Below are 12,583 nucleotides of genomic sequence, written 5' to 3'. Positions count from 1 at the left end.
GAGGACCGGCATTTCACGGGAAGGGGATGAGATGTCCAAGCGCGCGCTGATCACCGGGATCACCGGGCAGGACGGTTCTTACCTGGCCGAACACCTGCTTTCGCAGGGATACCAGGTGTGGGGACTGAACCGGGGCCAGGCGAATCCGCGGAAATCACGGGTCAGCCGGCTCGTATCCGAACTGTCCTTTGTGGACGGTGATCTGATGGACCAGGCGAGCCTCGTGTCCGCCGTGGACAAGGTGCAGCCAGACGAGGTCTACAACCTCGGCGCCATTTCCTTTGTGCCGATGTCCTGGCAGCAGGCCGAACTGGTCTCCGAGGTCAACGGCATGGGCGTGCTGCGGGTGCTCGAAGCCATCCGCATGGTGAGCGGTCTGAACGGCTCCCGCCACGGCAGCGGCGCACAGATCCGCTTCTACCAGGCGTCCTCGTCGGAGATGTTCGGCAAGGCCGCCGAGACCCCGCAGAGCGAGACGACCCGCTTCCACCCCCGCAGCCCCTACGGCGTCGCGAAGGCGTACGGGCACTTCATGACCCGCAACTACCGCGAGTCCTTCGGCATGTACGCGGTCTCCGGCATGCTCTTCAACCACGAATCCCCGCGCCGCGGCGCCGAGTTCGTCACCCGCAAGATCTCGCTCGCCGTCGCCCGCATCAAGCTCGGCCACCAGGAGAAGCTGCACCTCGGCAACCTCGACGCCGTACGGGACTGGGGCTACGCCGGCGACTACGTGCGCGCGATGCACCTCATGCTCCAGCAGGACGAGCCGAGCGACTACGTCGTCGGCACCGGCGCCATGCACTCGGTGCGCGACGCGGTCCGGTTCGCGTTCGATCACGTCGGCCTCGACTGGCGCGACCACGTCGTCATCGACCCGGCCCTGGTCCGCCCCGCCGAGGTGGAGATCCTCTGCGCCGACTCCGCGCGCACCCGCGCCGAACTGGGCTGGGAGCCCACCGTCGACTTCCCCGAACTCATGCGGATGATGGTCGACTCCGACCTCAAGCAGGCCACCCGCGAGCACGAGTACGGGGACCTTCTGCTGGCCGCCAGCTGGTAACCCGCCCCAGGGGCGGCCCTGCCGCCACCGGGGCGCACCGCGCGGGGTGCGGGAAGTCCGGCCACTGGCCGTCGAGATCGCTGTCGAGATGGGTTGAGTTGAGATGGACAACGAACAGAAGCTCCGGGACTACCTCAAGCGAGCGACTGCTGATCTCCAACGCACGCGGCAGCGGGTGCAGGACCTGGAATCGGCGGCGCAGGAGCCCATCGCCATCGTCGGCATGACCTGCCGCTACCCCGGCGGCGTACGCAGCCCCGAGGACCTGTGGCAGATGGTCGTCAGCGGTGCGCACGGCATCTCGGACTTTCCCGCCGACCGCGGCTGGGACCCGGAGGCCCTCGCCGCGTCCGCGACCGCCTCGGGCGGCTTCCTGCACGACGCCGCCGAGTTCGACACCGCCTTCTTCGGGATCTCGCCGCGCGAGGCCGTGGCCATGGACCCCCAGCAGCGCATCCTGCTGGAGTCCGCCTGGGAGGCCGTCGAACGCGCCGGCATCGACCCCGGCGGACTGCGCGGCAGCCGGACCGGTGTCTTCATGGGCGCGATGGCCCAGGAGTACCGGGTCGGCCCCGCCGACGGCGCGGAGGGCTTTCAGCTCACCGGCAACACCGGCAGCGTGCTGTCCGGACGCATCTCCTACTTCCTGGGCACCGTCGGCCCCGCCGTCACCGTGGACACGGCCTGCTCGTCCTCGCTCGTCGCCCTGCACCTGGCCACCCAGGCGCTGCGCGCCGAGGAATGCTCCCTCGCGCTCGCCGGCGGCGTCACCGTCATGTCCAGCCCCGCGACCTTCCTCGAATTCAGCCGCCAGGGCGGTCTGTCCGCCGACGGCCGCTGCCGGTCCTTCGCCGACTCCGCCGACGGCACCGGCTGGGCCGAGGGCGTCGGCGTCCTCGTCCTGGAGCGGCTCTCCGACGCCCGGCGCAACGGCCATCACGTCCTGGCCGTGGTGCGCGGCAGCGCGGTCAACCAGGACGGCGCCTCCAACGGCCTCACCGCCCCCAACGGCCCCTCCCAGCAGGCCGTCATCCAGCAGGCCCTGGTCAACGCCCGGCTCTCGCCCGGCGAGATCGACGCCGTCGAGGCCCACGGCACCGGCACCACGCTCGGCGACCCCGTCGAGGCCCAGGCCCTGCTCGCGACGTACGGCCGCGACCGCGCCCCCGAACGCCCGCTGCTGCTCGGCTCGGTGAAGTCCAACATCAGCCACACCCAGGCCGCCGCCGGCGTCGCGGGCGTGATCAAGATGGTCATGGCGATGCGGCACGGCGTCCTGCCGAGCACGCTGCTCGTGGACGCCCCCTCGTCCCACGTCGACTGGTCCCAGGGCGCGGTCCGGCTGCTCACCGAGAACCTCCCCTGGCCCGAGACGGGAGCGCCGCGGCGGGCGGCCGTCTCCTCGTTCGGCATCAGCGGCACCAACGTCCACACCATCGTCGAACAGGCCCCCGAGGCACCGCCGGCCGCCGAACCGGAGCAGACGCCGGCCGTCGCACCGGACGTCGTACCGGTCCTGCTGTCCGGCCGGACCCAGGACGCCCTGCACGCACAGGCCGGACGGCTGCTGACCGCCCTGGACGAGGACCCCGCACCCGGCGTCCTCGACACCGCCTACTCCCTGGCCACCACCCGGACCGCCTTCGCCCACCGGGCGATCCTCGTCGCCGCCGACCGCGAGGAGGTACGCGCCCAGCTCACCGCCCTCGCCACCGGCGGCCACCCGGCGGGCCTGGTCCAGGGCACGGTCCAGGGCGACGGGAAACTCGCCTTCGCCTTCACCGGCCAGGGCAGCCAGCGGCTCGGCATGGGCCGCGAACTCCACGACCGCTACCCCGTGTTCGCCCAGGCACTGGACGAGGTCCTCGCCGAACTGGACCCCCACCTGGACCGCCCGCTGCGCGACGTCATGTGGGGCGAGCGGGCGGCGGACCTGGACGAGACCGGCTACGCACAGCCCGCACTGTTCGCCGTCGAGGTCGCGCTGTTCCGCCTGCTGCGCTCCTGGGGCGTCAAACCCGACTTCCTGACCGGCCACTCCATCGGCGAGATCACGGCCGCCCACGTCGCCGGCGTACTGTCGCTGCCCGACGCCGCACGGCTCGTCGCCGCCCGCGGCCGGCTGATGCAGGCACTGCCCGCGGGCGGCGCGATGGCGGCGGTACAGGCCACCGAGGACGAGGTCCTACCGCTGCTGACCGACCGCGTCGCCATCGCGGCCGTCAACGGCCCGTCGGCCGTCGTCCTCGCCGGCGACGACGACGCGGTGACCGAACTCACCGCGCACTTCGCGGCGCAGGGCCGCAAGACCACCCGGCTGCGCGTCTCGCACGCCTTCCACTCGCCGCGCATGGACCCGATGCTCGACGCGTTCCGCCGCGTCGTGGCCGGACTGTCCCTCCAGGCCCCGCTCACGCCGATCGTCTCCAACCTCACCGGCGAACCGGTCACCGTCCAGCAGGTCACCTCCGCCGACTACTGGGTGGACCACGTCCGCCAACCGGTACGGTTCGCCGACGGCATCCGCTGGCTGCGCGACCACGGCACCACCACCTATCTGGAGCTCGGCCCCGACGGGGTGCTCTCCGCCCTGACCCGGACCTGCCTCGACGAATCCGGCGACGACGACCTCGCCACGCTCCCCGTGCTGCGCTCCGGCCGCCCCGAGACCCACACGCTCACCACCGCACTCGCCGGCCTGCACGTGCGGGGCGTCCCCGTCCGCTGGGACGCCTGCTTCGCGGACACCGGCGCGCGCCACGTCGACCTGCCCACCTACGCCTTCCAGCGCCGCCGGTACTGGCCCAAGAACGGTGCGGCCCACTCCGGAGACCTGCGCTCCGCGGGACTGGGCGCGGCCCACCACCCGCTGCTCTCCGCGGCCGTCTCCCTGGCCGACTCCGACGGCGCCCTGCTCACCGGCCGCCTCTCCCTGCTCACCCACCCCTGGCTCGCCGACCATGCGGTACAGGGCTCGGTCCTGCTCCCCGGCACCGCCTTCCTGGAGCTGGCCATCCGCGCCGGTGACGAGGTCGGCTGCGACCGGGTCGAGGAACTGACCCTCGCCGCACCGCTGGCCCTGCCCGAACAGGGCGGCATCCAGGTGCAGTTGTGGATCGGCGGCCCGGACGCGTCCGGCCGCCGCACCCTCGCCGTCTACTCGCGCCCCGACGGCGCCGACGAACTCCCGTGGACACAGCACGCCACCGGTGTGCTGACCACGGGGGAACGGCGTGCCGACTTCGACGCCGCGGTGTGGCCGCCGGCGGACGCGCGAGCGGTGGACGTGGCCGGGCTGTACGCACGGCTGGCCGCGGACGGCTTCGCGTACGGACCGGTGTTCCAGGGGCTCCGCGCGGCCTGGCGGCGCGGGGACGAGATCTACGCCGAGGTGGCACTGCCGGAGGGCACCGGCGGCGAGGCGAGCGCGTTCGGCGTGCACCCCGCACTGCTCGACGCCGCACTGCACGCGGCGGCCCTCACCGGGCCGGACGGCCCGGAAGCGGGCGGCCAGGGCGGCGTGCCGTTCTCCTGGGAGGGCGTGTCGCTGCACGCGACCGGTGCCGCGGCGCTGCGGGTGCGCCTGACCCCGGCGGACGACGGCGCCGTGTCGATCGCGGTCGCGGACGTCTCCGGCGCCCTGGTCGCGACGGTGGACTCGTTGCTGCTGCGCGCCGTGGGCGGCGAGCAGCCGGCCGCGACCGGTCCCGGCCGCGACTCACTGTTCCGGCCGGACTGGGTGCCGGTCCCGGCACCCGCCGCCGACGCGGTGACGGGTCCGGTGGCGGTGCTGGGTTCGGATGTGTTCGGCCTTGCCGAAGCTCTGCGGGGCGCGGGGGCCGAGGTCGTCACGGCGGCGGACGTGGTGTCGCTGGACGCTCCGGTGCCGGGCACCGTGCTTGTGTCCGTGCAGACCGCGCCGGGTGCGGAGGCCGTCGGCTCGGTGCACGAGCTTGTCTCGCAGGCGCTGGGCCGGGTGCAGGAGTGGCTGGCGGAGGAGCGGTGCGCCGACTCCCGCCTGGTGTTTGTGACGCGTGGTGCTGCGGGTGGTGAGGATCTGGCGGCGGCGTCGGTGTGGGGGCTGGTGCGGTCTGCGCAGACCGAACACCCGGGCGTCTTCGGCCTGTTGGATCTGGAGCCTTCGGTTTCGGGGGAGTCCGTCGAGGTGTCGGCCGCCGCATTGGTGCGGGCGTTGGCAGTGGACGAGCCGCAGCTCGCTGTGCGGGACGGTGAGTTGCGGGCGCCGCGTCTGGTGCGTGCGGCTGCCGGTGGGCAGGCGGTGGCGCCGGTCTGGGATGACGGCGATGGTGCGGTGCTGATCACCGGTGGTACGGGTGGGGCTCAGGCGGTGGCCTGTGATGTCGCGGATCGCGATGCCGTGGCCGGTCTGCTGGCCGAGCATGCGGTGTCGGCGGTGGTGCATGCCGCGGGTGTGCTCGATGACGGTGTCGTCGGGTCGATGAGCGCTGAGCGGCTGGCCGCCGTACTGCGGCCGAAGGTGGATGCGGCGTGGCATCTGCACGAACTCACCCGGGACCTGGACCTGTCGGCCTTCGTGGTGTTCTCGTCGGTGGCGGGGACGTTCGGTGGCGCCGGTCAGGCGAATTACGCGGCGGGTAACGCCTTCTTGGACGCTTTGGTCCAGCGGCGTCGTGCCGAGGGTCTGGCGGGTGTGTCCCTGGCGTGGGGCCCCTGGGCGCAGGACACCGGAATGACCAGCGGTCTCGGTGAGGGGGATCTTCGCCGGCTGGCGGAGTCCGGTATGCCGGCGCTCCCGGTCGCGCAGGGTGTGGCGCTCTTCGACGCGGCCCTCGCCACCGCCGAACCGGTGCTGCTGCCGGTCCGGCTGGACCTTCCGGCCCTCCGTGCCCAGGACCGGCTCCCGTCCGTGCTGCGCGGCCTGGTCCGCGGCCGGACGCGGCGCGCGGTGGTGGCGGGTACGGCGACGGCCACCGGTCTCGTACAGCGGCTGGGCCGCCTGGCCGAGGCCGACCGGCACGAGGCGCTGGTGGAACTGGTACGGACCCAAGTGGCGCAGGTGCTCGGCCACTCGGGGGGCGAGGAGATCGATGCGGCCGCACCATTCCGCGCCCTCGGCTTCGACTCGCTGACCGCCGTCGAGCTGCGCAACCGGCTGAAGACGGCGACGGGCCTGCGGCTGCCGGTCACGCTGATCTTCGACTATCCGACGGTCCAGGCCCTGGCCGGATACCTCCGGGACGAACTGCTGGGCGCGGACGCGGCCGTGACCGCACCGGAGACCTCGCGCATCACGGCCGGCGCCGACGACCCGATCGCGATCGTCGGCATGGCCTGCCGCTACCCCGGTGGCGTCGGCTCGCCGGAAGACCTGTGGCGGCTGGTCACGGAAGGCACCGACGCGGTGTCCGGCTTCCCGGTCAACCGCGGCTGGGACGTGGACGGCCTCTTCCACCCGGATCCGGATCACGCGGGGACGGCGTACACGCGGTCCGGTGGGTTCCTGCACGATGCGGGTGAGTTCGACCCGGAGTTCTTCGGGATGAGTCCGCGGGAGGCGCTGGCGACGGATGCGCAGCAGCGGTTGCTGCTGGAGACGTCGTGGGAGGCGATCGAGCGGGCCGGTATCGACCCGGTCTCGCTGCGTGGCAGCCGGACCGGTGTCTTCGCGGGCGTCATGTACAGCGACTACAGCGCCGTGCTCGGCGGCGGTGAGTTCGAGGGCTTCCAGGGCAGCGGGACCTCGCCGAGCCTCGCCTCGGGCCGGGTGTCCTACACGCTCGGGCTGGAAGGCCCGGCCGTCACGGTCGACACGGCCTGCTCGTCGTCCCTCGTCTCGCTGCACTGGGCGATGCAGGCGCTGCGCGCGGGGGAGTGCTCGCTGGCGCTCGCCGGTGGTGTGACGGTCATGTCCACCCCGTCCGTGTTCGTGGAGTTCTCCCGGCAGCGCGGTCTCTCGCCGGACGGGCGGTGCAAGGCGTTCTCCGATGCGGCCGACGGTGTCGGCTGGTCCGAGGGTGTCGGCATCCTCGTCGTCGAGCGGCTGTCCGACGCCCGGCGCAACGGCCACCAGGTGCTGGCCGTGGTGCGCGGCAGCGCGGTCAATCAGGACGGTGCGTCGAACGGCCTCACCGCGCCCAACGGCCCGTCCCAGCAGCGCGTCATCCGTCAGGCCCTCGACAGCGCCGGTCTCTCCCCGGAGGACGTGGACGCCGTCGAGGCGCACGGTACGGGGACGACGCTGGGCGATCCGATCGAGGCGCAGGCGCTGCTGGCGACGTACGGCCGCGACCGGGACGCGGACCGGCCGCTGCTGCTCGGCTCGGTGAAGTCCAACATCGGCCACACCCAGGCCGCCGCCGGCGTCGCCGGGATCATCAAGATGGTCATGGCGATGCAACACGGTGTGCTGCCGCGCACCCTGCACGCGGACACCCCCTCCGGCAAGGTCGACTGGAGCCTCGGCGAGGTCCGGCTGCTGACCGAACAGACCGCGTGGCCGCAGACCGGCCGCCCCCGCAGGGCCGCCGTCTCCTCCTTCGGCATCAGCGGCACCAACGTCCACACGATCATCGAGCAGCCCCCGCTGCCCCAGACCGAGCAGCCGGCCCCCGCACCCGCCGGCGCCGTGCCCTGGCTGATCTCCGGCCGGACCCACGACGCCCTGCGCGCGCAGGCGGCCCGGCTGCGCGCCTACGTCGAGGCGCGCCCCGAACTCGACCCGGCCGATATCGCGTACTCCCTGCTCACCACCCGCTCGCAGTTCGACCGGCGGGCCGCCGTGGTGGCGGGTGAGCGCACCGAGCTGCTGCGCGCCCTCGCCGCGCTCGCCGCCGACCGGCCCGACGCCGCCCTGACCGAGGGCGAGGCGGCCCGCGCCGGCAAGGTCGCGATGCTCTTCGCCGGCCAGGGCAGCCAGCGGCTCGGCATGGGCCGTGAACTCCACGGCAGGTTCCCGGTGTTCGCCGAGGCGCTGGACGGTGTGCTCGCCGGACTCGACCCCTACCTGGAGCGGCCCCTGCGCGAGATCCTGTTCGCCGCCGAGGGCTCGGCCGAGGCCGCGCTCCTGGACGACACCGGCTGGACCCAGCCGGCCCTCTTCGCCGTCGAGGTCGCGCTGTTCCGCCTCGTCGAGTCCTGGGGCGTCCGTCCCGCGCGGTGCAGGCCACCGAGGACGAGGTTCTGCCGCTGTTGACCGACCGGGTGTCGGTGGCGGCGGTCAATGGTCCGTCGGCGGTGGTGATCGCGGGTGACGAGGACGTGGTCCTGGCTGTCGCGGCGCATTTCGCGGCGGAGGGGCGCAAGACCAAGCGGCTGCGGGTGAGCCATGCCTTCCACTCGCCGCGTATGGACGCGATGCTGGACGATTTCGCGACGGTGGCCGGGAGCGTCTCCTATCACCCGCCGCGGATCCCGTTCGTCTCCAACGTCACCGGTGCGCTGGCCACCGATGAGCAGGTGTGCAGCCCGCGGTACTGGGTCGAGCACGTCCGCCACGCCGTCCGCTTCGCCGACGGGGTGCGGACCCTGCGCGCCGCCGGTGCGACGACCTTCCTGGAACTCGGTCCCGACGGGGTGCTGTCGGCCATGGTCCAGGACACCCTGGGCGACGAGGACGACAGCAGGCTCGTGCCGCTGCTGCGCGCGGACCGGGCCGAGGAGACGGCCGTCACCACGGCCCTCGCGCGCCTCCATGTGCACGGCGTCGCCGTGGACTGGCCCGGCTGGTTCGCCGCGCCCGGCGCTCGGCGGGTGGACCTGCCGACCTACGCCTTCCAGCACGAGCTGTACTGGCCGCAGCCGCCGGTGACCACGGCCGACGCGGGCACCGACCCGGCACAGCAGCGGCTGTGGGCCGCGGTGGAGCGCGGCGACGCGGGCGAACTCGCCGCCCTGCTCGGCCTGGAGGAGGCGCAGCACTCCTCCCTGAACTCCCTGCTGCCCGCCCTCACCTCGTGGCGGCAGGGCACCCAGGAGAAGACCCTGCTGGACTCGTGGCGGTACCGGGTCACCTGGACCCGGCTCCGCAAGCCGGCCGCCCCCGCACTCGACGGCGACTGGCTGCTCGTCACCACGGACGCCACCGATGGCGCCCTCGCCGACGAGTTGTCCGCCGCCCTCGGCGACCACGGTGCGCGGGTGCGGCGGCTCGTACTCGACGAGTCGAGCGCCGACCGGACCGGCCTCGCCGCCCGGCTCACCGAGTTCACGGACCTCGCGGGCGTCCTGTCCGCGCTGCCGCTGGACGAGCGGCCCGGCGCGGACCACCCGTCGCTCACCACCGGACTCGCCCTCACCGTCGCCCTCGTCCAGGCCCTCGGGGACACCGGCACCGAGGCCCGGCTGTGGACGGCGACGCGCGGCGCCGTGTCGACCGGCGCGGAAGACCCCGTCACCCGGCCGCTCCAGGCGGCGGCGTGGGGCCTCGGCCGGGTCGCCGCCCTGGAGTACCCCCGGCTCTGGGGCGGTCTGATCGACCTGCCCGAGACCCTGGACGAGAGCGCCGCCCGGCGGCTGGCGGGCGCGCTGAGCGGAGCCGACGGCGAGGACCAGATCGCGGTCCGGGCCACCGGTGTCTCCGCACGCCGCCTCACCCGCCACCCCGTACCGGACCTCCCCGCCGCGGATGAGTTCACCGCCCGGGACACCGTCCTGATCACCGGCGGCACCGGTGCGCTCGGCGCCGAGGTCGCCCGCTGGCTCGCCCGCAGCGGCGCCCGGCATCTCGTCCTCACCAGCCGTCGCGGCCCCGACGCCCCCGGCGCGGACCAACTCCGCGCCGAACTGGTGGAGTTGGGCGCGGGCGTCGATATCGTCGCCTGCGATGTGGCCGACCGTACGGCGCTGGCCGCCGTCCTGGCCGCCGTCCCGGACGAGCTGCCGCTCACCGGCGTCGTGCACGCCGCGGGCGTCGGCCAGGCCGCCCCCCTGGACGAGACCGGTATCGCCGACTTCGCCGGGCTGATGGCGGCGAAGGCCGCGGGCGCGGCCCACCTCGACGCCCTGCTCGGCGACCGCGACCTCGACCTGTTCGTCCTCTTCGGTTCCGTCGCCGGCGTCTGGGGCAGCGGCGGCCAGAGCGCGTACGGCGCGGCCAACGCCTACCTGGACGCCCTCGCCGAGCACCGGCGGGCCCGCGGTCTGACCGCCACCTGTGTGGCCTGGGGCCCCTGGGCCGAGGCCGGGATGGCCCTCGACGACGCGATCTCGCAGAACCTCGCCCGGCAGGGGCTCGGCTTCCTCGCCCCGCGCCCCGCACTGGCCGAACTCCGGCGCGCGATCGTGCAGCGCGAGACGACCGTGACCGTCGCCGACGTCGACTGGGACCGCTACGTCCCCCTCTTCACCGCGATGCGCCGCAGCCCCCTGCTGCTCGGCCTGCCCGAGGTACGCGCCCTCGACCGCGGCACCGCGGACCGGACCGCGGCCGCCTCCGAGTTCGCCGTCCGCGTCCGCGCCGCCGCCGGCGCGGACCAGGAGCGGCTGCTCGCCGAACTCGTCCGCGCCGAGGCAGCGGCGGTCCTCGGACACGCCTCCGCCGACGGCGTACCGGAGCAGCGCGCCTTCCGCGACATCGGCTTCGACTCGCTGACCGCGGTGGAACTGCGCAAGCGGCTCGCCACGGTCACCGGCCTCGCCCTGCCCAGCACCCTCGTCTTCGACCACCCCACCCCGCTCGTCCTGGCCCGGTACCTGCGCGCGGAGATCCTGGGCGCCGCGGTCGAGGTCGCCGGGCCCGTCGCCACCACGGCGGCGGCCGACGACGAACCGATCGCCATCATCGGGATGGGCTGCCGCTTCCCCGGCGGCGCCACCTCGCCCGAACAGTTCTGGGACCTCGTCTCGTCCGGCGTGGACGCCGTCTCGGACTTCCCCGCCGCGCGCGGCTGGGACGCCACCGGCCTCTACGACCCCGACCCCGACCGGGCCGGCGCCACCTACTCCACACAGGGCGGATTCCTGCACGACGCGGGCGAGTTCGACCCCGCCTTCTTCGGCATCTCGCCGCGCGAGGCGCTCACCATGGACCCCCAGCAGCGGCTGCTGCTGGAGACCACCTGGGAGGCCGTCGAACGCGCCGGTATCGACCCCGCCGCGCTCCGTGCCACCCTCACCGGCACCTACATCGGCTCCAGCCACCAGGACTACGGACGCGGCGCCGACGCCAGCTCCGAGGGCCACCTGGTCACCGGCAGCATCCCGAGCGTCCTCTCCGGCCGCCTCGCGTACGTCTTCGGGCTGGAAGGCCCGGCCGTCACCGTCGACACCGCCTGCTCGTCCTCGCTCGTCGCCCTGCACCTGGCCTGCCAGTCGCTGCGCAACGGCGAGACCACGCTCGCCCTCGTCGGCGGCGCCACCGTCATGACCACCCCCGACCCGTTCGTCGCCTTCAGCCGGCAGCGGGCCCTCGCCACCGACGGGCGCTCCAAGGCGTTCGCCGACGCGGCGGACGGGATGACCCTGGCCGAGGGCATCGGCGTCCTCCTCGTCGAGCGGCTCTCCGACGCCCGGCGCAACGGGCACCCGGTGCTCGCCGTGGTCCGCGGCTCCGCCATCAACCAGGACGGCGCCTCCAACGGCCTCACCGCGCCCAACGGCCCCGCCCAGCAGCGCGTCATCCGCCAGGCCCTCGCCAACGCCGGGCTGGCCGCGGCCGAGGTGGACGCGGTGGAGGCGCACGGTACGGGCACCGCCCTGGGCGACCCGATCGAGGCGCAGGCCCTGCTCGCCACCTACGGCAGAGACCGCGATCCGCAGCAGCCGCTGCTGCTCGGCTCCGTGAAGTCCAACATCGGCCACACCCAGTCCGCCGCCGGTGTCGCGAGCATCATCAAGATGGTCATGGCGATGCGGCACGGAGAACTGCCGCAGACCCTGCACAGCGACCACGCGTCGTCCCGGGTGGACTGGGACTCCGGCGCGCTGGAGCTGCTGACCGAGCCGACGCCGTGGCCGGCGAACGGACGGCCGCGGCGCTGCGCGGTGTCCTCCTTCGGCATCAGCGGGACGAACGCCCACGCGGTGCTGGAGGAGGCCCCTGCCGACGAGAGCGCCGTGGTCGCCGATGGTGACGCGCTGCTTCCCGCCGCCGTGCCGTGGGTGGTTTCGGCTCGGGCCGCGGGCGCCGTACGGGAGCAGGCGGCGAGTTTGCTGGCGCGCGTGGACGGCGATGCGGAGCTGCGTCCCGCCGATGTCGCCCACTCGCTGGTGGCCTCGCGGTCGCTTTTCGAGCACCGGGCCGTGGTCGTGGGCACGGACCGCGCCGAACTGCGGGACGGGCTCGCCGCCCTCGCCGCGGGCGAGCCGTCCACCGCCGTGGTCGGCGGCGTCGCCGACATCGCGGGCAAGACGGTGTTCGTCTTCCCCGGGCAGGGGTCGCAGTGGGTGGGCATGGGTGCCCGGCTGCTGGCGGAGTCCCCGGTGTTCGCCGAGCGGATCAGCGCCTGTGAGGAGGCTCTGCGGCCGTTCGTGGACTGGTCGTTGACGGAGGTGTTGGGGGCGGTTGAGGGTGCGCCGTCGTTGGAGCGGGTGGATGTGGTG

Annotated in this window: 1 protein-coding gene and 1 pseudogene; both read left to right on the top strand. The window is 73.8% G+C overall.

Going from position 1 to position 12,583, the window contains the following annotated elements:
• Positions 1–31: 31 nt before the first annotated feature.
• Positions 32–1,063, top strand: a complete 1,032-nt coding sequence (locus IH09_RS03510) for a GDP-mannose 4,6-dehydratase (protein WP_052853846.1) — start codon at positions 32–34, stop codon at positions 1,061–1,063.
• 103 nt (positions 1,064–1,166) lie between these two features.
• Positions 1,167–12,583 (top strand): annotated as a pseudogene (locus IH09_RS03505) (SDR family NAD(P)-dependent oxidoreductase); the annotation flags it as partial.

It is taken from the genome of Streptomyces celluloflavus, from assembly GCA_000720995.1.
GTDB classification, from domain to species: Bacteria; Actinomycetota; Actinomycetes; order Streptomycetales; family Streptomycetaceae; genus Streptomyces; species Streptomyces celluloflavus.
Note: the sequence above shows the minus strand (reverse complement) of the source record. Positions and strands in the feature narration are given on the sequence as shown.

Excerpts from the sequence above, each read along its gene's own strand:
- IH09_RS03510 (WP_052853846.1), top strand. The coding sequence starts at position 32 with ATGTCCAAGCGCGCGCTGATCACCGGGATCACCGGGCAGGACGGTTCT.